The 23,914-nt window shown below is 63.4% G+C and carries 21 protein-coding genes; 18 read left to right on the top strand and 3 right to left on the bottom strand.

The window, feature by feature from the left end; translation table 11 throughout:
* Positions 1–5 precede the first annotated feature (5 nt).
* The 13 genes from B447_RS03765 (at position 6) to B447_RS03705 (ending at position 14,437) form a co-directional block, all read left to right on the top strand.
* The gene (locus B447_RS03765; RefSeq protein WP_002936654.1) at positions 6–611 is read left to right on the top strand and encodes an NADH-quinone oxidoreductase subunit C; all 606 of its coding nucleotides are present in this window, start codon (positions 6–8) and stop codon (positions 609–611) included.
* Positions 604–1,857 carry an NADH-quinone oxidoreductase subunit D gene (locus B447_RS03760; RefSeq protein WP_002936650.1) on the top strand — a complete coding sequence of 418 codons (1,254 nt, stop codon included), beginning with the start codon at positions 604–606 and terminating at the stop codon, positions 1,855–1,857. Before B447_RS03765 ends, B447_RS03760 begins: the two co-directional genes overlap by 8 nt.
* Before the next feature lie 91 nt (positions 1,858–1,948).
* Complete coding sequence (gene nuoE / locus B447_RS03755) at positions 1,949–2,428, top strand: NADH-quinone oxidoreductase subunit NuoE (RefSeq protein WP_002926519.1); 480 nt, start codon at positions 1,949–1,951, stop codon at positions 2,426–2,428.
* An 11-nt stretch (positions 2,429–2,439) separates the two neighbouring features.
* The gene (gene nuoF, locus B447_RS03750) at positions 2,440–3,744 is read left to right on the top strand and encodes an NADH-quinone oxidoreductase subunit NuoF (protein WP_002926517.1); all 1,305 of its coding nucleotides are present in this window, start codon (positions 2,440–2,442) and stop codon (positions 3,742–3,744) included.
* A complete protein-coding gene (gene nuoG, locus B447_RS03745; protein ID WP_002936648.1) occupies positions 3,738–6,077 on the top strand; it encodes an NADH-quinone oxidoreductase subunit NuoG in 2,340 nt (779 codons plus the stop codon). The genes nuoF and nuoG overlap by 7 nt, the downstream gene beginning before the upstream one ends.
* Positions 6,077–7,126 carry an NADH-quinone oxidoreductase subunit NuoH gene (gene nuoH / locus B447_RS03740; RefSeq protein WP_037982292.1) on the top strand — a complete coding sequence of 350 codons (1,050 nt, stop codon included), beginning with the start codon at positions 6,077–6,079 and terminating at the stop codon, positions 7,124–7,126. The genes nuoG and nuoH overlap by 1 nt, the downstream gene beginning before the upstream one ends.
* Before the next feature lie 7 nt (positions 7,127–7,133).
* The gene (gene nuoI, locus B447_RS03735) at positions 7,134–7,619 is read left to right on the top strand and encodes an NADH-quinone oxidoreductase subunit NuoI (RefSeq protein WP_002936645.1); all 486 of its coding nucleotides are present in this window, start codon (positions 7,134–7,136) and stop codon (positions 7,617–7,619) included.
* Between the two features lie 33 nt (positions 7,620–7,652).
* A complete protein-coding gene (locus tag B447_RS03730; RefSeq protein ID WP_002936642.1) occupies positions 7,653–8,258 on the top strand; it encodes an NADH-quinone oxidoreductase subunit J in 606 nt (201 codons plus the stop codon).
* 58 nt (positions 8,259–8,316) lie between these two features.
* Positions 8,317–8,622: an NADH-quinone oxidoreductase subunit NuoK gene (gene nuoK / locus B447_RS03725; protein ID WP_002926502.1), complete on the top strand. Its 306-nt coding sequence runs from the start codon at positions 8,317–8,319 to the stop codon at positions 8,620–8,622.
* Positions 8,623–8,634: 12 nt separating this feature from the next.
* Positions 8,635–10,671 (top strand): NADH-quinone oxidoreductase subunit L, encoded by a 2,037-nt coding sequence (gene nuoL / locus B447_RS03720; RefSeq protein ID WP_002936634.1) that lies wholly within the window; start codon positions 8,635–8,637, stop codon positions 10,669–10,671.
* Between the two features lie 86 nt (positions 10,672–10,757).
* A complete protein-coding gene (locus tag B447_RS03715; protein WP_002926498.1) occupies positions 10,758–12,239 on the top strand; it encodes an NADH-quinone oxidoreductase subunit M in 1,482 nt (493 codons plus the stop codon).
* A gap of 50 nt (positions 12,240–12,289) precedes the next feature.
* Positions 12,290–13,759: an NADH-quinone oxidoreductase subunit NuoN gene (nuoN, locus tag B447_RS03710; protein ID WP_002936631.1), complete on the top strand. Its 1,470-nt coding sequence runs from the start codon at positions 12,290–12,292 to the stop codon at positions 13,757–13,759.
* Positions 13,760–13,870: 111 nt separating this feature from the next.
* Entirely contained in the window at positions 13,871–14,437 is a 567-nt protein-coding gene (locus tag B447_RS03705; protein WP_002936628.1) for an NUDIX domain-containing protein, read from the top strand.
* Between the two features lie 13 nt (positions 14,438–14,450).
* On the opposite strand, the gene B447_RS03700 is transcribed toward B447_RS03705, so the two are convergent.
* Positions 14,451–15,668: a GNAT family N-acetyltransferase gene (locus tag B447_RS03700; protein WP_002936625.1), complete on the bottom strand. Its 1,218-nt coding sequence runs from the start codon at positions 15,666–15,668 to the stop codon at positions 14,451–14,453.
* A 197-nt stretch (positions 15,669–15,865) separates the two neighbouring features.
* Between B447_RS03700 and B447_RS03695 the strand changes: the two genes are divergently transcribed.
* The gene (locus tag B447_RS03695; RefSeq protein WP_002926492.1) at positions 15,866–17,494 is read left to right on the top strand and encodes an NAD+ synthase; all 1,629 of its coding nucleotides are present in this window, start codon (positions 15,866–15,868) and stop codon (positions 17,492–17,494) included.
* 17 nt (positions 17,495–17,511) lie between these two features.
* Entirely contained in the window at positions 17,512–17,850 is a 339-nt protein-coding gene (locus tag B447_RS03690) for a P-II family nitrogen regulator (RefSeq protein ID WP_002926491.1), read from the top strand.
* Between the two features lie 4 nt (positions 17,851–17,854).
* On the opposite strand, the gene B447_RS03685 is transcribed toward B447_RS03690, so the two are convergent.
* Positions 17,855–18,928 carry a Smr/MutS family protein gene (locus tag B447_RS03685; RefSeq protein ID WP_002936624.1) on the bottom strand — a complete coding sequence of 358 codons (1,074 nt, stop codon included), beginning with the start codon at positions 18,926–18,928 and terminating at the stop codon, positions 17,855–17,857.
* An 18-nt stretch (positions 18,929–18,946) separates the two neighbouring features.
* Positions 18,947–19,900, bottom strand: coding sequence for a thioredoxin-disulfide reductase (gene trxB, locus B447_RS03680; RefSeq protein ID WP_002926473.1), 954 nt, complete (start codon positions 19,898–19,900; stop codon positions 18,947–18,949).
* 228 nt (positions 19,901–20,128) lie between these two features.
* Here trxB and B447_RS03675 point away from each other — a divergent pair, with 228 nt between their 5' ends.
* The 3 genes from B447_RS03675 (at position 20,129) to lolA (ending at position 23,892) form a co-directional block, all read left to right on the top strand.
* A complete protein-coding gene (locus B447_RS03675; RefSeq protein WP_002926470.1) occupies positions 20,129–20,800 on the top strand; it encodes a Crp/Fnr family transcriptional regulator in 672 nt (223 codons plus the stop codon).
* A gap of 120 nt (positions 20,801–20,920) precedes the next feature.
* Positions 20,921–23,209 (top strand): DNA translocase FtsK, encoded by a 2,289-nt coding sequence (locus tag B447_RS03670; protein ID WP_002926468.1) that lies wholly within the window; start codon positions 20,921–20,923, stop codon positions 23,207–23,209.
* Positions 23,206–23,892 (top strand): outer membrane lipoprotein chaperone LolA, encoded by a 687-nt coding sequence (lolA, locus tag B447_RS03665; RefSeq protein WP_037982291.1) that lies wholly within the window; start codon positions 23,206–23,208, stop codon positions 23,890–23,892. The genes B447_RS03670 and lolA overlap by 4 nt, the downstream gene beginning before the upstream one ends.
* Positions 23,893–23,914 lie beyond the last annotated feature (22 nt).

Raw genomic sequence — 23,914 nt, 5'->3', positions numbered from 1 at the left:
TAGACATGAGTGCCAAGCTTGAACGCCTGAGCCAGACCTTGCGCGATGTATTCGGCGACTCCCTCAAGTCGCTGCTCGTCGATCGCGCAGAGCTCACCATCGAGGTCGCCGCTGGCGACTACCTGCGCATTGCGCGCACCTTGCGTGATCATCCCGATCTGCACTTCGAGCAGTTGATCGATGTTTCCGGTGTCGATTACTCGACCTTCGGCAATGGGGCATGGGAGGGCGCGCGTTTTGCCTCAGTGGCGCATCTCACCTCGATCCGCCACAACTGGCGACTGCGTCTGCGTGTCTTTGCGGAAGACGAGAGTTTTCCAGTGGTCGATTCGGTGGCCGATGTCTGGGCGAGTGCTAACTGGTATGAGCGCGAGTCCTTCGATCTCTACGGCATCCTGTATGCCGGCCACCCCGATCTGCGCCGCATCCTCACCGATTACGGTTTTGTCGGACATCCCTTCCGCAAGGATTTCCCGATTTCGGGTTACGTCGAGATGCGCTACGACCCGGAGCAGGGCAGGGTCGTCTATCAGCCGGTGACCATCGAGCCGCGCGAGAACACGCCGCGCATCGTGCGCGAAGAGAACTACGGGGACGTCGGCCATGGCTGAGATCCGCAACTACACAATCAACTTTGGCCCTCAGCATCCGTCCGCGCACGGTGTGCTGCGTCTCGTGCTCGAACTCGACGGTGAAGTCGTAGAGCGTGCCGACCCGCATATCGGGCTGCTGCATCGCGGCACGGAGAAGTTGGCCGAAACCCGGACTTGGGTGCAGTCGGTTCCGTACATGGATCGTCTCGACTATGTGTCGATGATGTGCAACGAGCACGCCTACTGCATGGCCATCGAGAAGCTACTCGGTGTGCAGGTTCCGGAGCGTGCCCAGTACATCCGTGTGATGTTCGACGAGATTACGCGCGTCCTGAATCACCTGCTCAATATCGGCACGCACGCGCTCGATATCGGTGCGATGACGATGGTGCTGTACACCTTCCGCGAGCGCGAAGACCTGATGGACGCCTACGAGGCGGTGTCGGGTGCGCGCATGCATGCAGCGTACTATCGTCCGGGCGGCGTCTACCGTGACCTGCCCGACCGCATGCCGAAGTACGAGGTGAACAAATTCAAGAACGAGAAGACGGTCAAGGAACTCAACGCCGCTCGCGAAGGCTCCTTGCTGGACTTCCTCGAGGACTTCACCAATCGTTTCCCCACCTATTGCGACGAGTACGAGACCCTGCTGACCGACAACCGGATCTGGAAGCAGCGTACCGTGGGCATCGGCGTGGTGTCGCCCGAACAGGCCTTGACCTGGGGTTTCACCGGTCCGATGTTGCGCGGGTCGGGAATCGCCTGGGACTTGCGCAAGAAGCAGCCCTACGAAGTCTACGACCGCATGGATTTCGACATTCCCGTCGGCAAGAACGGCGACTGCTACGACCGTTACCTTTGTCGCATGGAAGAGATGCGCCAGTCGAATCGCATCATCAAGCAGTGCATCGATTGGCTGCGCAAGAACCCCGGCCCGGTCATCACCGACAACCACAAGGTTGCGCCGCCCTCGCGCGAAAGCATGAAGTCGAACATGGAGGAGTTGATCCATCACTTCAAGCTCTTCACTGAAGGCATGCATGTACCCAAGGGCGAAGTCTACGCCGCGGTCGAGCACCCCAAGGGCGAGTTCGGCGTATATGCGGTGTCCGACGGCGCCAACAAGCCCTACCGCCTGAAGCTGCGTGCGCCGGGCTTTGCGCATCTCGCTGCGATGGATGAGCTTGCGCGTGGCCACATGATTGCCGACGTCGTGGCCATCATCGGCACCATGGATGTGGTGTTCGGCGAGATCGATCGCTGACCGAGTCGGCGCACGCAGGAAATTGACCGATGCCGCAAGGCATCGCAGGACCAAACAAGAATCGGCAGGCTATCCGGAAGATCAAGACGACATGCTGAGCCAGGAATCGCTGCAACAGATCGATCGAGAGATCGCCAAGTATCCGCCCGAACAGAAGCAATCGGCCGTGATGGCCGCGCTGCGGATCGCTCAGGTCGAGAAGGGCTGGCTGCCCAAGGAGCTGATCGAGTTCGTCGCCCGTTATCTCGAGATGCCGCCGATCGCCGCCTACGAGGTGGCGAGCTTCTACAACATGTATGACCTTGAGCCGGTCGGTCGCCACAAGATCACCGTGTGCACGAACCTGCCCTGTGCGCTGTCGGGCGGCGTCCATGCGGCTGACTACATAAAGCACAAGCTGGGCATCGGCTTCAATGAGACCACGCCTGACGGCAAGTTCACGCTCAAGGAAGGCGAGTGCATGGGCGCCTGTGGTGACGCCCCGGTGCTGCTGGTGAATAACCATCACATGTGCAGCTGGATGACCACCGACAAGATCGACCAGATGCTGGCCGAGCTGGACAAGAAATGAGCACGCAAGGAATGATCCTCGCCGGCTGTGACGGCGACCGCACCTGGCGGCTCCAGGACTATGTCGCGCGCGGCGGTTATGCCGCACTCAGGAAGATCATCGCGGAGAAGGTCTCGCAGGACGCCATCATCGGCGAACTCAAGGCCTCGGTGCTCCGCGGTCGCGGCGGTGCGGGTTTTCCGACCGGTCTGAAGTGGAGCTTCATGCCGCGCTCTTTCCCAGGTGACAAGTACCTCGCCTGCAATTCCGACGAGGGCGAGCCCGGGACCTTCAAGGACCGCGACATCCTGCGCTACAACCCGCATTCGGTCATCGAAGGCATGGCAATCGCCGCCTATGCGATGGGTGCGGCGCGCGGCTACAACTATATCCACGGCGAGATCTTCGAGGTCTATTCGCGCTTCGAGGAGGCGCTCGAGGAAGCGCGTGCGGCCGGCTTCATCGGCCAGAACATCCTTGGCAGCGATTTCTCGTTCGAGCTCTTCGCGCATCACGGCTACGGCGCTTACATCTGTGGTGAGGAAACGGCGCTGCTCGAATCGATCGAGGGCAAGAAGGGGCAGCCGCGCTTCAAGCCGCCGTTCCCGGCGAGCTATGGCCTCTATGGCAAGCCGACCACGATCAACAACACTGAAACCTTCGCCTCCGTGCCGTTCATCATGAACATGGGCGGCGAGGCTTTCCTCGGTCTGGGCAAGCCCAACAACGGCGGCATGAAGCTGTTTTCGGTGTCCGGTCACGTCAATCGTCCCGGTAACTACGAGATCCCTCTCGGTACGCCGTTCTCCGAGCTGCTCGAGATGGCCGGTGGCATGCGCGGCGGGCGCAAGATCAAGGCGGTGATCCCTGGCGGCTCCTCGGCGCCGGTGGTGCCGGGCAGCGTCATGATGGACTGCACGATGGACTATGACTCCATCTCGAAGGCGGGCTCGATGCTGGGTTCCGGTGCCGTGATCGTCATGGACGAGACCACCTGCATGGTGAAGGCGCTCGAGCGTCTGTCCTACTTCTACTTCGAGGAATCCTGCGGGCAATGCACACCCTGTCGTGAAGGCACGGGCTGGCTTTATCGCGTGGTGCATCGCATCGAGAACGGTCTTGGCCGTCCAGATGACCTCGATTTGCTCAATTCCGTCACCGCCAACATCATGGGCCGCACCATCTGCGCCCTTGGCGATGCCGCCTCGATGCCGGTGCAGAGCTTCGTCAAGCACTTCGGCAGCGAGTTCGAGTACCACATCGAAAACAAGAAGTGCCTCGTGGCGCCCGAAGTCCAGCGCGCAGGCAGTCAAATTTACGTGAGCCCGTCATGCTAGAGATCGAAATCGACGGCAAGCAGGTACAGGTCAATGATGGCAGCACGGTGATCGAGGCCGCAGCCGTCGCCGGGGCCTATATCCCGCACTTCTGCTATCACAAGAAGCTGTCCATTGCGGCCAACTGCCGCATGTGTCTGGTCCAGGTCGAGAAGGCACCCAAGCCGCTGCCCGCTTGCGCCACGCCCGTGACCAACGGCATGAAGGTGTGGACCCACTCCGAGCTGGCCGTCAAGGCACAGAAGGGCGTGATGGAGTTCCTCTTGATCAACCACCCGCTCGATTGCCCGATCTGCGATCAGGGCGGCGAGTGCCAGTTGCAGGATCTGGCGGTGGGTTACGGTTCGTCCGCTTCGCGCTACCAGGAAGAAAAGCGCGTGGTGTTCAACAAGAATCTGGGCTCGCTCGTGTCGACTGACATGACGCGCTGCATCAACTGTACGCGCTGCGTTCGATTCACCGCCGAGATCGCAGGTGAGATGGAGCTTGGTCAGGCCTTCCGCGGCGAGCATGCAGAGATCATGCCGTTCATCGAGAAGACGATCGACTCCGAGCTGTCGGGCAACATCATCGATCTTTGTCCGGTCGGCGCGCTGACCTCGAAGCCGTTCCGCTTTGCCGCCCGTACCTGGGAGTTGTCGCGGCGCAAGTCGGTGAGCCCGCACGACGCCCTCGGCGCGAACCTGATCGTCCAGACCAAGCACGACGTGGTCAAGCGCGTGCTTCCGCTCGAGAACGAAGACGTCAATGAATGCTGGCTGTCGGACAAGGATCGCTTCTCGTACGAGGCCTTGACTGCTCCGGAGCGCCTGAGCACACCGCTGATCCGCCTGGGCGGGCAATGGAAGCAGGTCGATTGGCAGGCCGCGCTCGAGTTCGCTGCGAGTGGCCTGCGTGGCATTGCCCAGGATCACGGCGCGTCGGCGATCGGCGCGCTGGCCTCACCGCACGCGACGCTGGAAGAACTCTTCCTGCTGCAGAAGCTTGTGCGCGGACTCGGCTCGAACAACGTTGATTTCCGCCTGCGCCAAGCCGATTTCCGTGCCGATGGCAAGCGAGACGGGGCGCCTTGGCTGGGCATGAAGATCGCGGAGGTCAAGGATCTCACCCGCCTGCTCGTGGTGGGCAGCTTCCTGCGCAAAGATGCGCCGCTGCTCGCGCAGCGTGTGCGTCAGGCGGCCAAGAAGGGACTGCAGGTGAGCGCCATCGGACCCAATGCCGAGGATTGGTTGCTGCCTGTGCGCAACCGCGCGCTGGTGGCGCCGTCGGCAATGGTTGCCATGCTTGGGCAAGTGGTCGTCGCGCTGGCGCAGGAGAAGGGCACCGACGTCAGTGTCAGCTTGCTCGGCAAGCTGCCGGCAGAGGTATCGGGCGAGGCGCGCGCCATTGCCCAGAGCCTCGCTTCGGGGCGCAAGGTTGCGGTGTGGCTGGGCAGCCTCGCAGCCCAGCATGCGCGAGCCAGCGAGATCCAGACGCTGGCCCAGGAAATTGCGCGACTCTCGGCGGGCTGCTTCGGCTTCATCGGTGAGGCTGCGAACAGTGTTGGCGGCTACCTCGCCGGGGCGGTCCCGGGGGCCGACGGCCTCAACGCTGCTGCAATGATCGCGCAGCCACGCAAGGCATACATGGTCTTCGGCGCCGAGCCGGAACTTGATTTCGCCAATCCCTCGGCGACGGTCGCGGCGCTGCGTTCGGCCCAACTGGTGATCGGCTTCTCGGCCTTCGACTCAGCCTCGTTGCGCGACCTGTGCGACGTCATCCTTCCGGTTGCGCCTTTTACCGAAACCTCTGGCACCTTCGTCAACTGCGAAGGCCGGGCGCAGAGCTTCGTTGCCGTCAGCAAGCCGCTCGGTGAGACGCGTCCGGGCTGGAAAGTCCTGCGAGTGCTCGGCAACCTGCTGGCGCTCGAGGGGTTCGGCTACAACGATTCCGAAGCCGTGCGCAGCGAGGCTTTGCCTGCTGACGTCGGCAATGCGCTTGGTAACGGCGTCGAAGGCGTCGTCGTGTCGTGCGCTGCTGCGAGTGCTGGCGCGCTTGAGCGTGTCGCCGACGTACCCATTCACTTTGCCGATCCGATCGTGCGCCGCGCACCGTCGCTACAGAAGACGCGTGACGCTGCCGCGCCGGTGGCGCGAATTTCGCCGGCCACGCTTGCAGCGCTTGGCCTGAGTGCAGGTGACAAGGTCAGGGTCGTGCAGGGGGGCGGTGCCGCCGTGCTGGTCGCGCAGCCCGACGAGGCGCTTGCTGCTGGTTGTGTGCGCGTCGCCAGCGCTCATCCCTCGACCGCCTCGCTCGGTGCCATGAGCGGTGAACTCAGCGTGGAGCGTGCCTGATGGAAGCGATGCTGCAACCCATTGCCGATTTTTTCGGTCCGAGCTGGATTGCGATCTGGACCCTGGTGAAGATCATTGCGATCATCGCGCCGCTGATGATCTGCGTGGCATACCTGACGCTGGCCGAACGCAAGGTCATCGGCTACATGCAGGTTCGCATCGGCCCCAACCGGGTCGGCCCCAAGGGCCTGCTGCAGCCGCTCGCCGACGGCGTCAAGCTGCTGTTCAAGGAGATCATCGTTCCGAGCGGCTCCAACAAGGGCCTTTTCATCCTCGGGCCGATCCTCGCCCTTGCGCCGTCGCTGGCGGCGTGGGCGGTGATTCCCTTCGATGACGGCCTTGTGCTCGCCAACGTCAATGCGGGCCTGCTCTTCATCCTCGCAATTACCTCCCTGGAGGTCTACGGGGTGATCGTGGCAGGCTGGGCTTCGAACTCGAAGTACCCCTTCCTGGGGGCGATGCGGGCATCTGCGCAGATGGTGTCGTACGAGGTGTCGATGGGCTTTGCGCTGATCTGCGTGCTGCTGATTTCGGCCAGCCTCAACCTGAGCGACATCGTGACCTCGCAAGGTGCCGGCCGTTTCGCCGACATGGGGCTGGGCTTCCTGTCTTGGAACTGGCTGCCGCTGTTCCCGATGTTCGTTGTGTACCTGATCTCCGGCATCGCGGAGACCAACCGTGCGCCCTTCGACGTGGTCGAAGGCGAGGCGGAAGTCGTGGCCGGCCACATGGTCGAGTACTCGGGCATGACCTTCGCGCTGTTCTTCCTCGCCGAATACGCCAACATGATCCTGGTCTCGATCCTGACCTCGATCCTGTTCCTCGGTGGCTGGCTGTCGCCGGTCGGCTTCCTGCCCGACGGCTTCCACTGGCTGGCGCTGAAGACGGCTGCAATCCTGTTCATCTTCCTGTGGGCGCGTGCCACCTTCCCGCGTTTCCGCTACGACCACATCATGCGTCTGGGTTGGAAGGTGTTCATCCCGGTCACCCTGGTGTGGGTGTTTGTGGTGGCGGTGTGGATGATGTCGCCGCTGTCGATCTGGAGTTGAGAAGACCATGGGTGCCAAGGATTTCATCGGCAGTCTGTTCCTGAAGGAACTCGTCAAGGGCATGGCCCTGACCGGCCGCCACTTCTTCCAGCGCAAGATCACCGTCCAGTTCCCGGAGGAGAAGACGCCGCAGAGCAACCGCTTCCGCGGACTGCACGCCCTGCGCCGCTATCCGAACGGTGAGGAGCGCTGCATCGCATGCAAGCTGTGCGAGGCGATTTGCCCGGCGATGGCGATCACCATCGAGTCCGATCAGCGTGACGACGGTTCGCGCCGCACGACGCGCTACGACATCGACCTCACGAAGTGCATCTTCTGCGGCTTCTGCGAAGAAGCCTGTCCGGTCGATGCGATCGTCGAGACGCGTGTTCTGGAGTATCACGGCGAGAAGCGCGGCGATCTCTACTACACCAAGCAGATGCTGTTGGCGGTGGGGGATCGACACGAGTCCCAGATCGCAGCCGACCGCGAACAGGACGCCAAGTACCGCTAAGGGGAGGGCGCTCAGGCGCCACGAGTCAAGAACATGGAATTCAAGACCTTCGTCTTCTACTTTCTCGCCGTGATCATGGTGCTCGCGGCGCTGAGGGTGATCACCGCTCGCAACCCGGTGCATGCCGCGTTGTTCCTGGTGCTGACCTTCTTCAACGCGGGCGGGATCTGGTTGCTGCTGCAGGCCGAGTTCCTCGCCATCGTACTGGTCATGGTCTACGTCGGGGCCGTCATGGTGCTGTTCCTGTTCGTGGTGATGATGCTCGACATCAACCTCGACCGCATCCGCGAAGGGTTCTGGAGCTATCTCCCGGTGGGCGCCCTTGTCGGCATCCTGATGCTGGTCGAGATGGTGATGGTGCTGGGCGGTTCGTACTTTGGCCTCGAAGCCATGCCGGCGCCGGCAGCGGCCGCGGAGTCGTACAGCAATACGCGCGAACTCGGCCGGGTGCTCTACACCGACTACGTCTATCCGTTCGAGCTTGCATCGCTGGTGCTGCTGGTGGCCATGGTTGCCGCAGTGGCATTGACGTTGCGCAAACGCAAGGGCCTCAAGTCCATCCCGCCGTCCGAGCAGGTCGCCGTCAAGCGCGAGGGCCGTGTCGAGCTGGTGAAGATGCAGGCCGAGAAAGAAGACTGAACCAGCACGCGAACAAGAAACGCGCCGGTATGGAGCCGGCGCGATCAGGGAGTCACAGATGCTTTCGCTTTCCCATTTCCTCATCCTGGGCGCGATCCTGTTCGCGATCAGCGTGGTCGGGATCTTCCTCAACCGGAAGAACCTGATCGTGCTGCTGATGGCCATCGAGCTCATGCTGCTCTCGGTCAACATGAACTTCGTCGCCTTCTCTCACTACCTGGGAGACATCGCAGGCCAGGTCTTCGTTTTCTTCATCCTCACCGTGGCAGCGGCCGAGTCCGCGATCGGCCTGGCGATCCTGATCGTCATGTTCCGCAGCATGCGCACGATCCATGTGGATGACCTCGACAGCCTCAAGGGTTAAGGAAGCGTCACGATGACGGACATGCAGACTCTCTATCTCCTCGTGCCGCTGGCGCCGCTGGCCGGTGCCATCCTCGCCGGCCTGTTCGGCAAGCAGATCGGTCGCGCGGGCTCACACATCGTCACCATCCTCGGTGTGGCGGTCGCCTTCGTCGCCTCGGTGGTGATCTACCAGGACGTTGCGGCGGGCAATACCTTCAACGGCACGGTCTACACCTGGATGGTGTCGGGCGGGATCAGCTTCGAGGTCGGGTTCCTGATCGATTCGCTGACCGTGATGATGATGCTGGTGGTCACCTTCGTCTCGCTGATGGTGCACATCTACACCATCGGCTACATGTCGGAAGATCCCGGCTACCAGCGCTTCTTCAGCTACATCTCGCTGTTCACCTTCTCGATGCTGATGCTGGTGATGTCCAACAACTTCCTGCAGCTGTTCTTCGGCTGGGAAGCGGTCGGCCTCGTCTCCTATCTGCTCATCGGCTTCTGGTACGAGCGGCCGACGGCCATCTACGCCAACATGAAGGCCTTCCTGGTGAACCGTGTCGGCGACTTCGGCTTCCTGCTCGGCATCGGCCTCATCGCCGCCTACACCGGCAGCCTCAACTACGCCGAAGTGTTCGCCCAGGCCGACCAGCTTGCCGCCACCGAGATGGCCGGCACCGGCTGGCCGCTGATCACCGCGATCTGCATCTGTCTTTTCATTGGCGCGATGGGCAAGTCGGCCCAGGTGCCGCTGCATGTCTGGCTGCCCGACTCGATGGAAGGCCCGACCCCGATCTCGGCGCTGATCCACGCGGCAACCATGGTTACCGCCGGCATCTTCATGGTGGCGCGCATGTCGCCGCTGTTCGAACTGTCCGATGGCGCGCTGTCCTTCGTCCTCGTCATCGGCGCAACCACCGCACTGTTCATGGGCTTCCTCGGTATCGTCCAGAACGACATCAAGCGCGTGGTGGCGTACTCGACACTGTCGCAGCTCGGCTACATGACGGTGGCGCTCGGCGTTTCGGCCTATTCGGCGGCGGTGTTCCACCTGATGACGCACGCCTTCTTCAAGGCGCTGCTGTTCCTTGGCGCCGGCTCGGTCATCATCGGCATGCACCACGACCAGGACATGCGCAACATGGGCGGCCTGCGCAAGTACATGCCGATCACCTGGATCACGTCCTTGCTGGGTTCGCTGGCGCTGATCGGCTTCCCGCTGTTCTCCGGTTTCTACTCCAAGGACTCGATCATCGAGGCGGTCCATGCCTCGACCATCCCGGGTGCGGGCTACGCCCTGTTCTGCGTGCTGCTGGGCGTGTTCGTGACCGCGTTCTACTCCTTCCGCATGTACTTCCTCGTCTTCCACGGCGAGGAGCGTTTCGGCAAGGCGCATCACGCGCATGACGCTCACCACGGTGACGCGCACGGCGACGACCACGCTCATGATGACCACGGCGACCATCACCACGGTCTGGCGCCGGGCCAGAAACCGCACGAGTCGCCCTGGGTGGTGACCCTGCCGCTGGTGCTGCTGGCGATCCCCTCGGTGCTGATCGGCTTCTTCACCATCGAGCCGATGCTGTTCGGTGAGTGGTTCAAGGGCGTGATCTTCGTCGGTGACAACCACGTTGGCCTGAAGGAGCTCGAAGCGTCCTTCCATGGTCCGGTGGCGATGGCGATCCACGGTCTGCAGACGGCGCCGTTCTGGCTCGCGATCGGTGGGGTGGCGCTGTCGTGGTTCTTCTACATGAAGCGTCCGGATATCCCGGCTGCCATCCAGCGTACCTTCAAGCCGATCCACAGCCTGCTCGAGAACAAGTACTTCTTCGACCGCTTCAACGAGATCTTCTTTGCCGGTGGCGCGCGTGCGCTCGGCAAGGGCTTGTGGAAGGCGGGCGACCAGGGGCTGATCGACGGTGTGGCGGTGAATGGCTCGGCCAGGCTGGTGGGCTGGATCGCGCAGATGTCGCGCCTGTTCCAGACGGGTCACCTGTACCAGTACGCCTTCATGATGATCATCGGCGTGTTCATCCTGCTCACCTACTGGATCAACCGCGGCTGATGCCCGGTGCAGATCAAGCACGCCCACTTTGATACACATAACAAGATCGAACGCGTCGTTCGCGACGCACTGAACGGAAAGCAACGATGACGGACATTCCTCTCCTCAGTCTGGCGATCTGGATCCCGATTATCGGGGGCCTGCTGGTGCTGGCGACCGGCTCGGATCGCAATGCCCCGCTGGCGCGCATGCTCGCCTTCGCGGTCGCGGTGGCTGGCTTCGTCGTCACCATTCCGCTCTACACCGGCTTTGATGCGACCACGAGCGCCATGCAGTTCGTCGAGATGACGTCCTGGGTGCCGCGCTTCAACATCAACTACCACCTCGGGGTCGATGGCCTGTCGGTGTTGTTCGTGATCCTCAACGCCTTCATCACCATCCTGGTGGTGATGGCGGGCTGGCAGGTGATCCAGGACAAGGTTGCGCAGTACATGGCCGCCTTCCTGATCATGTCGGGCCTCATGAACGGCATCTTCTCGGCGCTCGACGGCGTGCTGTTCTACGTGTTCTTCGAGGCTTCGCTGATCCCCCTCTATCTCGTCATCGGTATCTGGGGCGGCGCCAACCGCGTCTATGCGGCAATCAAGTTCTTCCTCTACACGCTGCTCGGCTCGCTGCTGATGCTGATCGCGCTGCTCTACCTGTTCATGCAGTCCGGTGGCAGCTTCAGCATCCTCGACTGGCACCAGCTGCCGCTGCCGATCGAGCCGCAGATCCTGATCTTCCTCGCCTTCCTCGTCGCCTTCGGGGTCAAGGTGCCGATGTGGCCGGTGCACACCTGGCTGCCCGACGCTCACGTCGAGGCGCCCACCGGTGGCTCGGTGGTGCTGGCCGCGATCGGCCTCAAGCTCGGTGCCTATGGCTTCCTGCGTTTCTCGCTGCCGATCGTGCCCGATGCGGCGCAGCAGCTGGCGCCGCTGATGATCACGCTGTCGCTGATCGCCGTGGTGTATATCGGCTTCGTCGCCCTGGTTCAGGCTGACATGAAGAAGCTTGTGGCTTACTCGTCGATTTCGCACATGGGTTTCGTCACCCTGGGCTTCTTCATCTTCAACCCGCTCGGCGTCGAAGGTGCCCTCGTGCAGATGATCTCCCACGGCTTCGTCTCGGGTGCGATGTTCCTTTGCATCGGCGTGCTCTACGACCGCATGCACTCGCGCCAGATCGCCGACTACGGCGGTGTGGTCAACACGATGCCCAAGTTTGCGGCCTTCTTCATGCTGTTCGCGATGGCCAACTCCGGCCTGCCGGCTACCTCCGGCTTCGTCGGTGAGTTCATGGTCGTGCTGGGTGCGGTGCAGTTCAACTTCTGGATCGGCTTCGTGGCGGCCACCACGCTGATCCTCGGCGCCGCGTATTCGCTGTGGATGTACAAGCGCGTCGTGTTCGGCAAGGTGGCAAACAAGCACGTGGCCGAGCTCGAGGACATCAACGGGCGCGAGTTTGCCTTCCTCGCGATCCTGGCGTTCTGCGTGCTTGCGATGGGCCTGTACCCGTTCCCCTTCACCGAAGTGATGCATGCCTCGGTCAACGAACTCCTGCGGCATGTTGCCGTGAGCAAGCTCTGAGCGCCGTTCAGCGCAAGCGCCCGAGAGACTCTTAACGGACTGGTCAGAAGATGAATTTCGTCGTCCCCGACTTCTACCCCGCAGCGGCCGAGATCTTCGTTGCCGTGATGGCCCTGGTGATCATGCTCGCGAGCACGTTCGCGCGCAGCATTGCCCGTGGGCTGAGCTACCACCTCACACAGGCGACGCTGATCGCGGCGGCCTTCATCACCATCTTCACGATGGAAGGCGAGGTGGTCTACACCTTCAGCAACCTGTTCATCAGCGACCTGATGGGCGACTTCCTGAAGCTGATGATCTACTTCTCGACCGCAGTTGCGTTGCTCTACGGCCGCGCCTATCTCGGTGACCGCAAGATCGACAAGCCCGAGTTCTACCTGCTCGCCTTGCTGATGACGCTCGGCATGATGGTGATGGTGACCGCCAACCACATGCTGCCGATGTATATCGGCCTCGAGATGATGTCGCTGGCGCTGTACACCATGGTCGCCTTTGATCGCGACTCCCCGCGTGCAACCGAGGCGGCAATGAAGTACTTCGTCCTCGGCGCGCTGGCCTCCGGTCTGCTGCTGTACGGCATGTCGATGGTGTACGGCGCGACCGGGTCGCTCGAGTTCTCCGCCATCGCGCAGGCGATCTATAACCAGTCGGCCAACCAGACGGTTCTGATGTTTGGCCTGGTGTTCCTGGTCGCGGGTATCTGCTTCAAGCTCGGCGTGGTGCCTTTCCACATGTGGGTGCCAGACGTCTATCAGGGTGCGCCGACCGCCGTGACCCTGATCATCGCCAGCGCGCCCAAGCTCGCCGCGTTCGCGATGGCGGTTCGCCTGCTGATCTGGGCGCTGTTCGACATCGCCCACGAGTGGCAACTGATGCTGATGATGGTGGCGGCGGCGTCGATCGTGCTCGGCAACCTGGCGGCGATCGCGCAGCAGAACATCAAGCGCATGCTGGCGTACTCCGGTATCTCGCACATGGGCTTCGTGCTGCTCGGCCTGCTCGCCGGCGTGGTGGATGGCGACCGTCACTTCGCCCTCAACGCCTACAGCTCGGCGATGTTCTATGCTGTGTCGTACGTGATCATGAGCCTCGCTTCCTTCGGCATGGTCATCCTGCTGTCGCGTGCCGGCTTCGAAGCCGAGAACATCGACGATTTCAAGGGTCTCAACAGACGCAGCCCGTGGTATGCGCTGATGATGCTGTTCGTCATGTTCTCGATGGCGGGCGTGCCATTCTTCATTGGCTTCTTCGCCAAGTTGTCGGTGCTGCAGGCAGTGGTGGCAGCAGGTTACTTCTGGCTGGCGGTGCTGGCTGTCGTCATGTCGGTGATCGGCGCCTTCTACTACCTGCGCGTGGTCAAGCTGATGTACTTCGACGAACCGGTCGATGTGTCGCCGATCCATGCTCCGGCAGAGGTTCGCGTCATGTTGTCGGTCAATGGCCTTGCCATTGCAGCGCTGGGGCTCGCGCCGCAGATGTTGATGTCGCTGTGCGCATATGCGCTGCTCGGTTCGCTCTGAATCGAGCATGGTTGACGGGGCCGGGCGCAGACCGCTGTTCTTGCGCCCAGGCGCGTATGCGCGGGAATCTGACTCGGCATGCGGCGTCGCTCAGGGGAGCGGGGTGAGACGATGAGCGACCCCAACCGCGATCCGCTGGCGGAGCGTACGGCGGCCAGCGAGCAGGTCTTCGATGGCGTCATGCTCAAGGTCTGGCGCGACGCGGTAGTTCTGCCCGATGGCTCGAAAGGGGTGCGCGAGTACATTCGCCACCCCGGCGCGGTGGTGGTGGTCGCCTTGCTTGACGATGACCGCTTGATTTTCGAGCGCCAGTTCCGCTATCCGCTCGGGCGCGCATTCCTGGAGCTACCGGCGGGCAAGATTGATGCGGGCGAGGATATCCGCGCCTGCGCGATCCGGGAGTTGCGGGAAGAAACGGGATTCGAGGCCCGCACTTGGCAACATGTGGGCGTGATGCATCCGTGCATCGGCTACTCCGACGAGCGCATCGAGATCTTCCTCGCCTCCGGGCTGACGCACGTCGGCCATGCCTTGGACGATGGCGAGTTTCTCGAGGTGCTCGAGCTTCCCGTTCGCGAGGTCGAGGCCTTGATCCGAAGTGGCGAGATTACGGACGCCAAGACCATCACCGCGTTCTATCGTGCCTTGCCTTTCATCGGGGCTGCAGCGCGTACCTGAAGCTGCAAGGTGATCAGTCCGTGGCCTCGCGGCGAAAGGGCAGGCGCTCGTTCAGTTCATCCACGTATGCGTTCATGCCCTTGCGCTCGCGAGTCAGGTAGTCGTCGACCGCCCTGCTGAAACGCGTATCCGCAAGCCAGTGCGCAGATCTCGTGCGCACGGGAAGCAGGCCTCGGGACAGCTTGTGCTCGCCTTGCGCGCCGCCCTCGAAACGCTCCAGACCCTTCTGTATGCAGTACTCGATGGCCTGGTAGTAGCACAGTTCGAAATGCAGGAAGGGCAGGTGCTCGAGCGCGCCCCAGTAGCGACCGTACAGCGCACGCTGGTCGCACAGGAAGAAGCTGGCGGCAATATCCTGGCCATCACGCGTTGCGATCAGCAGGCGTACGGAGTCGGGCATGCGTCGGGCAAGCTCGCGGAAGAAGGGCGCGCCGAGGTAGGGTGTTGACCGATGCAAGGCATAGGTGATGCTGTAGCAACGGTGAAAGAAGTCCCACTCCGCCGGACTCGCCTGGTGTCCGTCAAGCCAGCGCAGTTCGAGGCCATGGGCCGCCGCTCGCCGCCGCTCCTGGCGAATCTTCTTGCGTTTGTCGTGGTTGAGACTGGCGAGGAAGTCATCGAAGTCTCTCCAGCGTGATTGCGTGGTGGCGGTGGCGGCCGTTCTTGCCTCAGCCTCGTTGCGCCAGTGGAACTGCACGCCGTCCCGGATCATGAGTCCCGCGTTTTCGAGCAGTGGCAGTTCGTCTTCGGCGGGGAACAGAAGGTGGAACGAGGACATCGGGCTCGAGCGTACGGCTTCGAGGACGGACTCGAGCAGCGCCGCGCGGTCGGTGGTCGTGAGACCGAGCAGGCGGGGCCCGGAGATGGGCGTGAAAGGCAATGCCGCTAGCCATTTCGGGTAGTACTCGAGACCGTGGCGCTGGTAGGCCTCCGCCCATGCCCAGTCGAAGACGTACTCGCCATAGGAGTGCGACTTCAGGTAAAGGGGCATGGCCGCGACCAGTTGTCCGCTGCGCCAGAGTGTGGCGTGTGCGGGCGCCCAGCCGCTACGTCCACCCACGCAGCCGGTGTGCTCGAGTGCGTCCAGGAAGGCATGGCGCAGGCAGGGGGGTGCGCTTGCCGAGCTGGCTTGAACCAAGGCGTCCCAGCGCCCGGCTTCGATTTCGCCGATGGTGGTGACGAAATGCAGCCCGTCCGTATGTTCGGCAAGCTGTGTGCAGGCCTTGTTCATCGTGCTTGGGTTCCTCGCTTGCCTCATTCTTGTGCAGTGCGGCGATTCGCTTGCGCGTCATCGACTTGCGCACTTCACCCAGGATTTATCCACAGGCTTTCCAACACGAACTGTGGGTGATCGGACTCGGTTGCGGCAGGCTGAGAAGGCATTACTTCGCCTCTCCGCAGCATCGCCGAAGCGGTATAGTTCCGCCCATGAATGCTACCGTCCGAACCTCAGTCTCGATCGCCGTCGCACAGTTCAATCCGACCGTCGGCGATTTGATCGGCAACGCCGAACTTATCATCGATGCCATTGCGCGCGCGCGCGCGCAAGGTGCCGATATCCTTCTGACGCCCGAGCTGGCGCTCTCGGGCTATCCACCCGAGGACCTGCTGCTGCGGCCCGACTTCTATCGCGCCTGCGAACGCGAGACGCAACGTATCGCTGACGCCGCGGGGGAACTCGTCGTCGTCCTCGGCCATCCCGTCGAGGAGGGGGTGCAGCGCTACAATGCCGCGTCCGTACTGAGTGGCGGCAGGGTGCAGGCGCGCTATTACAAGAGCCTTCTGCCCAATTACGAGGTATTCGACGAGGAACGCTACTTCGAGGCGGGCGGTGCGCCCTGCCTGTTCGAATGCAAGGGGGTGCGTTTCGGTGTGAATATCTGCGCAGATGTGTGGGAAAGCGGTCCTGCCGAGGCTGCGCAGGCAGCGGGTGCCGAGGTCTTGCTGGCGCTCAATGCCTCGCCCTATCACATGAACAAGCAGGTTCAGCGCATCGAGGTTCTGCGCGACCGTGTGCGCGAGACCGGGCTCCCCGTACTGTATTGCAACATGGTGGGCGGGCAGGACGAGCTGGTGTTTGACGGTGCGTCCTTCGCGCTCGATGGTGACGGCACCCTGGGCTACCAGGCGGGCAGCTTTGTGGATCACCTCGATGTCGTGCGGTTTGAGCAGGGCCGTTGGCACAGTGACGTCCGGGTGCCGCCGCGCGTCCTCGAAGCCGAAGTGTACGAAGCGCTCAAGGTGGGCGTGCGCGATTACCTCGGCAAGAACCGCTTCCCATCGGCAGTGATCGGGCTTTCGGGCGGTATCGACTCGGCACTGACGCTGGCGATTGCAGTCGATGCGCTCGGCGCCGATCGTGTGCGTGCGGTGATGATGCCCTCACCCTATACGGCACAGATGAGCCTGGACGACTCGCGCGAGATGGTGCGCCGGCTTGGCGTGCGTTACGACGAGATTGCGATCGAACCGGCAATGAAGGTGTTTGCCGACCTGCTCGAGCCTCAGTTTGCCGGCCTTGCTGCGGACACCACCGAGGAGAACCTTCAGAGCCGTATCCGCGGCATGATCCTGATGGCGCTGTCGAACAAGACCGGGGCGATCGTGCTTACCACGGGCAACAAGAGCGAGATGGCCACCGGTTATGCGACGCTCTATGGCGACATGGCGGGTGGCTTCGCCGTGCTCAAGGATCTCTACAAGACCTTCGTGTTCAGGCTTTCGAACTGGCGCAACACGCTTGGCGAGGTGATCCCGCAAAACATCATCGACCGTCCGCCCTCAGCCGAGCTCAAGCCCGATCAGAAGGATCAGGATAGCCTGCCCCCCTACGAGGTGCTCGACGCCATCATCGAGGCCTATATGGAGCGCGATGAGTCGCCGCGCCAGATTATCGCCGCTGGCCTTCCCGAGGCCGAGGTGCGGCGCACGGTGGCGATGCTCAAGCGTAACGAGTACAAGCGCCGCCAGGCCCCGGTAGGCATCCGTGTCACCCCGCGCGGCTTCGGCAGGGACTGGCGTTATCCGATAACATCGCGCTACCAGGACGAGTTCTAGAACAAGGAGTGCAGTGGATGAAGAAGATCGAGGCGATCATCAAGCCGTTCAAGCTGGATGAAGTGCGCGAAGGGCTGTCCGAGGTCGGCATCACCGGCCTGACCGTGACCGAGGTGAAGGGTTTCGGCCGTCAGAAGGGCCATACCGAGCTGTACCGCGGGGCGGAATACGTGGTTGATTTCCTCCCCAAGATCAAGGTCGAGGTCGTGCTTGCCGACGATATCGTCGAGCAGGCCGTCGAGGCCATCGTCAAGGCTGCGCACACGGGGAAGATCGGCGACGGCAAGATTTTCGTCACCCCGGTCGAACAGGTTGTCCGCATCCGCACCGGCGAGATCAACGAGGCGGCAATCTGAACGTTCAGCGCGGGTTGGCGTTCTGCGCGCGCAGCAGCACGAGCAGCGCGCCACCCCCGCCGTCATGCGGCCCCGCCTGACAGAAGGCCAGGATCTCCTCGCGCTGGGCGAGCCAGCCGCGCGACAGCTGCTTGAGAATCGACACCTTTCCGGGTGAGCCGTGGCCCTTGCCGTGGATCACGCGGATGCAGCGCAGCCCCTGATTCAGGCTGTCATGGAGGAAGTGCGCGAGTGCGCTGCGCGCCTCGTCCCGCGTCAGCCCATGCAGGTCGATCTGAGCCTGCAGGACCCACCGCCCACGCCTAAGGTCGGTCAGTACCCGGCGTGGCAGGCCGCTGCGCAGGAAAGCGGCCTCGTCGCCCATGTCCAGGCGGTCCTCGAAGCTGAGGGGGGCAGCCAACGATTCATCGAGCGCGGCGCGTTCGTCCGCTTCACGCTTGACGGGGGCGGGCGGCGGAGCGGGGCGCTGGAGCTCGACGCGGTTGCGCGTGTCGATGGGTCGTGCGTGTCCGACCACAGTGCGGAACAGGCTGGCCGGATCGCGCAGGTCGGCGTCGGCCGGCAGCACGATTGCGTCTGGGCGTTGCACCGCCGTGGCTGTTTCCGTGCCTGGGTTGCGGGCTTGCCGTCGGGGCGCATCGATCTCTGCACGTCCGCTGTCGCGCAGCGGCACGACGCCTGCGTAGGCCGCCAGTAGTGGATCCTGGTCCGCTCGCGGGCGGGCGGGTACAGGCGCCTCGTCCTCGGCCTGCAGCGTACGCCGCACCGGGGCTGGACGCGGCGGAACGAGTTCGGCGCGGTTGTCCCCGCGTATCGGCCTGGTTGAGCCTACCGTACGGCGAAACAGCGCGAGCTCGTCCGCATCGGGTGAGGCGGCAAGGTCGGCGCGGCCTTCGGTCTTTTGGGCGGGCGCCACGGTGTGCCGGATGCGCTTGCCGGGCTGGACCGGTGGTGCATCCGTGGTGCTGGCGTCGGCCGCGCGAAGCAGGCGGCGCAACTCGCCAAGATCGCCCGCTGACCCGCCGCGCGCGTCCTTGCCGTTTTCCGGTGCTGTGGATCGTTGGCGAGTGCGGGCCATGCGGGTCAGCGGCTGCGCTCAGGCGCCGAGCGTATCGAGGTAGCGTTCGGCATCCAGGGCGGCCATGCAGCCGGTGCCGGCGGAGGTGACGGCCTGGCGGTAGATGTGATCCTGTACGTCGCCAGCCGCGAACACCCCGGGGATGCTGGTCTGTGTGGCGTTGCCATTGCGGCCTCCCTGGGTGACGAGGTAGCCACCTTCCATTTCGAGCTGGCCCGCGAAGATGTCGGTGTTCGGCTTGTGGCCGATCGCGATGAATACCCCCTGCAAGGCCACCTCGCGCGCCGAGCCGGTATTGACGTCCTTGATGCGCATGCCGGTGACGCCGCTGTTGTCGCCAAGGATCTCGTCGAGCGTGGCGTTGAGGGCGAGTTCGATCTTGCCGGCAGCGACCTTTTCCATGAGCTTGTCGATCATGATCTTCTCGGCGCGGAACTTCTCGCGGCGATGGACCAGCGTCACCTTGCGCGCGATGTTGGCCAGGTAGAGCGCCTCCTCGACCGCGGTGTTGCCGCCGCCGACGACTGCGACATCCTGGTTGCGGTAGAAGAAACCGTCGCAGGTTGCGCACGCCGACACGCCACGGCCGGCGAACTTCTCTTCCGAGGGCAGGCCGAGGTACTTTGCCGTCGCACCGGTCGCGATGATGAGCGCGTCGCAGGTGTATTCGCCAGCGTCACCAATCAGGCGGAAGGGCTTTTCGCCGAGCTTAACGGTATGGATGTGATCGAAGATCATCTCGGTGTTGAAGCGTTCCGCATGCTTCTGGAAGCGCGCCATGAGGTCGGGGCCGAGCACGCCGTCGGCGTCTGCAGGCCAGTTGTCGACCTCCGTCGTGGTCATCAGCTGGCCGCCTTGGGCAATGCCGGTGATCAGCACCGGGCTGAGGTTGGCGCGGGCTGCATAGACGGCCGCGGTATAGCCGGCGGGGCCGGAGCCAAGAATGAGCAGGCGGGCGTGTTTCGTGGTCATGAGGGACATTCCAGCGGGTTGCAGATGAGGGCGCGATTATAGCCGACCCCCCGGCATGCCGCGGCGATGGGGCCGATAGCAAGCGTGAATCGGCGCCTGCGTCACGCTGCAGACAGCGGGTGCGCCGTGACAGATTTCACGATGCGCGGATTTGGCTGCCGACAATCGTATAAACTCATGAGAAATGTCGTTGACTGGACGACCTTCCCCGTGTTCACCGGAGCCAGCATGTCCCAGCCCACCGCCGTGTCCGTCGTTGCCCTGAAGACTTTCTCGCTTTTCCAGGGTTTGTCCGATGAGGTCCTGAGCAGCGTTGCGCGCGTCTCGATGATGCGCCGGTTTCCGCGCGGGCAGGCCGTGGTGTGTGCCGGCGACCGCTCCGACTACGTGTACCTGGTGCTGACCGGCAGCCTGAAAGTCGTGGTGAGCGACGAGGATGGCCGTGAGGTCATCCTGTCGATTCTCGGCCAAGGCGAGTTGTTCGGCGAAATGGGGATGTTCGAGGAGCGTCCGCGCTCGGCCTCGGTGATCGCCGTGGTGCCCTCCGATCTTGTGCTCATCGCCAAGCAGGATTTCCGTCGCCTGATGCAGGACAGCTTCGACGTCTCGTGGCGCATCATGTGCAACCTGGCCGAACGCCTGCGCAATGCCGACCGCAAGATCGAGAGCCTGGCGCTGATGGACGTCTATGGTCGTGTCGCACGCCTGCTGCTCGAAATGTCCGAGGACGTCGGGGGGCGCGCCGTGGTCGTGCGCAAGGTCTCCAAGCAGGACATTGCGAAGATGATTGGCGCGTCGCGCGAGATGGTCAGCCGCGTCATGAAGGATCTCGGGCAGCAAGGGCTCATCGAGGAAAGCGCCGAGGGTATCGTGCTCAAGGAGCGCCTCGGCGACGTCTGATCCCGTGTGCCGTCCTTTGTGAGCAGCCGCAACATCGGGAACGAGCTGCGAGACCTTCCCGTATAATCCGGGCGTCGTACCACTATGGCCGTCCGGCGCTCCCGATCGGCCCTCATTCCAATGCTGTCGCGCTCCTCGCCTCGTTCCCAGCCGCTGCCCGAAAAGATCTCGCTCCTGCTCCAGGAGGCGCGCTGGCTCATCCTGGGCGTCATGTCGCTGTATGTCGGGCTGATCCTGGTCGGATACAGCGAGTCCGACCCGGGCTGGTCGCATGCCGCCGAGGTGACCCGGGTTGCGAACCCGGGTGGCCGTTTCGGTGCCTGGCTCGCCGACCTTCTGCTGTATCTGTTCGGCGTGTCGTCCTGGTGGTGGGTGGTCTTCCTTGGATACAGCTTGCTGTGGGGTTTCCGGCGGCTGAGGAATCGTCTCGAGCTCGATCACCGCTCCTTCATCTTCGTCATGATGGGCTTCTTCGTCGTGCTGTTGACCAGTAGCGCGCTGGAGTTCCTGCGCTTTCACTCCCACGGAGCGGCGGTGCCGCTGGAGCCTGGCGGGCTGATCGGCATGGAGCTCGGCTCGCTCATGCAGCGCTACTTCGGCTTCACAGGTGGCACGCTGATGCTGCTCACCCTGCTTGCCTGCGGCCTGTCGCTGTTTACCGGCGTGTCTTGGCTGACCGTCGTCGAGCGGGTAGGCCTGTGGCTTGAGCATGCTGTCGTCTCGAGCCAGGCGGCGTGGCAGCGCTGGCAGGATCGGAAGGTCGGCCGTGAGATCGCCCAGAAGCGAGAAGCAGTGGTCGAGACCCGCCGCCGCAAGACCGAGAAGGTCGCGGCGCCGCCGCTGCGTATCGAGCCAGCCGTCGTGGCGGTGCAGAAATCGGAACGTGTCGAGAAAGAGCGCCAGCAGACGCTCTTTGCTGACAGCGGCGAAGGCGGTATTCCGCCGGTTGCGCTGCTCGATCCGGCAAGTGGCGGTGTCGAGCCGCCGTCGCCGGAGTCGCTCGAGTTCACCTCTCGCGTGATCGAGAACAAGCTCGCCGATTTCGGTGTCGAGGTGAAGGTGCTGGCGGCCTATCCGGGGCCGGTGATTACCCGTTACGAGATCGAACCCGCAACCGGTGTCAAGGGTAGCCAGGTGGTCAACCTCGCCAAGGATCTCGCGCGCGCGCTGTCGCTGGTGTCGATCCGAGTTGTCGAGACCGTGCCGGGCAAGTCCTGCATGGCACTCGAGTTGCCCAATCCCAAGCGCCAGACGGTGCGGCTGTCCGAGATCATTGGCTCCAAGGTGTATCAGGACGCGCATTCGCCACTCACCGTCGTGCTTGGCAAGGATATCGGCGGCCAGCCCGTGGTGGCCGACCTCGCCAAGATGCCCCACCTGCTGGTGGCCGGCACCACCGGGTCGGGCAAGTCGGTCGGTATCAACGCGATGATCCTGTCGCTGCTCTACAAGAGCGAGCCCGAGCGCGTGCGCCTGATCATGGTCGACCCGAAGATGCTCGAGCTGTCGATCTACGAGGGCATCCCGCATCTGCTCGCGCCGGTGGTGACCGACATGAAGCATGCAGCCAACGCGCTCAACTGGTGCGTGACCGAGATGGACAAGCGCTACAAGCTGATGGCAGCGGTGGGCGTGCGCAACCTTGCGGGATTCAACAAGGCCGTGCAGGAAGCGCGCAAGGCGGAGAAGCCGCTCACCAACCCGTTCTCGATCAGCCCGGAGAACCCAGAGCCGCTCGAGCCGCTGCCCTACATCGTCGTCGTGGTCGACGAACTGGCCGACCTGATGATGGTGGTGGGCAAGAAGGTGGAGGAGCTCATTGCGCGCCTGGCGCAAAAGGCGCGTGCGGCGGGCATTCACCTGATCCTGGCTACCCAGCGCCCGTCGGTGGATGTGATCACCGGCCTGATCAAGGCCAACGTGCCTACCCGTATCGCTTTCCAGGTGTCGAGCAAGATCGACTCGCGCACCATCCTGGACCAGATGGGCGCCGAGACGCTGCTCGGCATGGGTGACATGCTCTACCTGGCGCCGGGCACCGGCCTGCCTGTGCGCGTGCATGGTGCCTTCGTCGCGGACGACGAGGTGCATAAGGTCGTCGACCACCTCAAGAAGAGTGGGCCGCCGGATTACGTCGAAGGCATCCTGGCGGCTGCCGAAGACGACCTTGAGGCGGCGCTCGGTGGTGGTGACGGCGGCGATGACGAGGCGGACCCGCTCTACGACCAGGCCGTGGAAGTGGTCATCAAGACCCGCAGGCCATCGATTTCGCTGGTGCAGCGTCACTTGCGCATCGGTTACAACCGCGCTGCGCGCCTGATCGAGCAGATGGAGCGTGCCGGCCTCGTGTCGGCGATGGGCAGCAATGGCAACCGGGAAGTGATCGTCCCGGCCAAGGAGGGCGAATGAGATTTTCCGGACTGCGCGTTGGCGCATTGGGGCGCGGGGCGAGCATGATCGTGTTGCTGACCACGGCAGCACTTGCACAGGCCGCGGACGGTGTCGCTCAACTGCGCAGTTTCGTCGCCGAGGTGCGCAGCGCCGAGGGCGAGTTCGAGCAGGTGGTGAGCGCACGCTCCGGGCGTCGGCCGCAGCAGGCGGCGGGCAGCTTCGCCTACGCACGGCCGGGGAAGTTCCACTGGGAGTATGTCCAGCCCTACCGGCAAGTGCTGGTTGGCGATGGCAGCGCCTTGTGGACCTGGGATCCCGATCTCAATCAGGTCACCGTGCGCGCGATCGGCGACGCGCTGGGGGCGACGCCTGCCGCCATCCTGTTCGGTAGCGGCGAGCTCGACGACAGTTTCGAGCTGGGCGACGGCGGTGTGCATGACGGGGTCGCCTGGGTCGATGCACGCCCCTTGCGCAGCGACAGTGGTTTCGAGGCCTTGCGCATCGGCATGGCCGACGGCCAACTGCGTGAGATGGAAATGCGCGACAACTTTGGCCAGACGACCTCGATCCGTTTCACTCGGCTGCGTACGAATCCTGTGCTTGCCGACGACCGTTTCCGCTTCAGCGTGCCCGCTGGTGCCGACCTGATCGGCGAGGCACCCGCGGAGGCAGCCGGCAGGCAGGGGGCGGCACCGCGTTGATCACCCGTCGAGCGTGCACACG

The organism is Thauera sp. 27 (assembly GCF_000310125.2).
In the GTDB taxonomy this organism is placed as follows: domain Bacteria; phylum Pseudomonadota; class Gammaproteobacteria; order Burkholderiales; family Rhodocyclaceae; genus Thauera; species Thauera mechernichensis.
The sequence above is the reverse complement of the archived record's forward strand: the minus strand, read 5'-3'. Positions and strand labels throughout refer to the sequence as shown.

What these genes read in the sequence shown, in the direction of transcription:
- B447_RS03765 (WP_002936654.1), top strand. Translation starts at nt 6, where the DNA reads ATGAGTGCCAAGCTTGAACGCCTGAGCCAGACCTTGCGCGATGTATTC.
- B447_RS03760 (WP_002936650.1), top strand. Translation starts at nt 604, where the DNA reads ATGGCTGAGATCCGCAACTACACAATCAACTTTGGCCCTCAGCATCCG.
- nuoE (WP_002926519.1), top strand. Translation starts at nt 1,949, where the DNA reads ATGCTGAGCCAGGAATCGCTGCAACAGATCGATCGAGAGATCGCCAAG.
- nuoF (WP_002926517.1), top strand. Translation starts at nt 2,440, where the DNA reads ATGATCCTCGCCGGCTGTGACGGCGACCGCACCTGGCGGCTCCAGGAC.
- nuoG (WP_002936648.1), top strand. Translation starts at nt 3,738, where the DNA reads ATGCTAGAGATCGAAATCGACGGCAAGCAGGTACAGGTCAATGATGGC.
- nuoH (WP_037982292.1), top strand. Translation starts at nt 6,077, where the DNA reads ATGGAAGCGATGCTGCAACCCATTGCCGATTTTTTCGGTCCGAGCTGG.
- nuoI (WP_002936645.1), top strand. Translation starts at nt 7,134, where the DNA reads ATGGGTGCCAAGGATTTCATCGGCAGTCTGTTCCTGAAGGAACTCGTC.
- B447_RS03730 (WP_002936642.1), top strand. Translation starts at nt 7,653, where the DNA reads ATGGAATTCAAGACCTTCGTCTTCTACTTTCTCGCCGTGATCATGGTG.
- nuoK (WP_002926502.1), top strand. Translation starts at nt 8,317, where the DNA reads ATGCTTTCGCTTTCCCATTTCCTCATCCTGGGCGCGATCCTGTTCGCG.
- nuoL (WP_002936634.1), top strand. Translation starts at nt 8,635, where the DNA reads ATGACGGACATGCAGACTCTCTATCTCCTCGTGCCGCTGGCGCCGCTG.
- B447_RS03715 (WP_002926498.1), top strand. Translation starts at nt 10,758, where the DNA reads ATGACGGACATTCCTCTCCTCAGTCTGGCGATCTGGATCCCGATTATC.
- nuoN (WP_002936631.1), top strand. Translation starts at nt 12,290, where the DNA reads ATGAATTTCGTCGTCCCCGACTTCTACCCCGCAGCGGCCGAGATCTTC.
- B447_RS03705 (WP_002936628.1), top strand. Translation starts at nt 13,871, where the DNA reads ATGAGCGACCCCAACCGCGATCCGCTGGCGGAGCGTACGGCGGCCAGC.
- B447_RS03700 (WP_002936625.1), bottom strand. Translation starts at nt 15,668, where the DNA reads ATGAACAAGGCCTGCACACAGCTTGCCGAACATACGGACGGGCTGCAT.
- B447_RS03695 (WP_002926492.1), top strand. Translation starts at nt 15,866, where the DNA reads ATGAATGCTACCGTCCGAACCTCAGTCTCGATCGCCGTCGCACAGTTC.
- B447_RS03690 (WP_002926491.1), top strand. Translation starts at nt 17,512, where the DNA reads ATGAAGAAGATCGAGGCGATCATCAAGCCGTTCAAGCTGGATGAAGTG.
- B447_RS03685 (WP_002936624.1), bottom strand. Translation starts at nt 18,928, where the DNA reads ATGGCCCGCACTCGCCAACGATCCACAGCACCGGAAAACGGCAAGGAC.
- trxB (WP_002926473.1), bottom strand. Translation starts at nt 19,900, where the DNA reads ATGACCACGAAACACGCCCGCCTGCTCATTCTTGGCTCCGGCCCCGCC.
- B447_RS03675 (WP_002926470.1), top strand. Translation starts at nt 20,129, where the DNA reads ATGTCCCAGCCCACCGCCGTGTCCGTCGTTGCCCTGAAGACTTTCTCG.
- B447_RS03670 (WP_002926468.1), top strand. Translation starts at nt 20,921, where the DNA reads ATGCTGTCGCGCTCCTCGCCTCGTTCCCAGCCGCTGCCCGAAAAGATC.
- lolA (WP_037982291.1), top strand. Translation starts at nt 23,206, where the DNA reads ATGAGATTTTCCGGACTGCGCGTTGGCGCATTGGGGCGCGGGGCGAGC.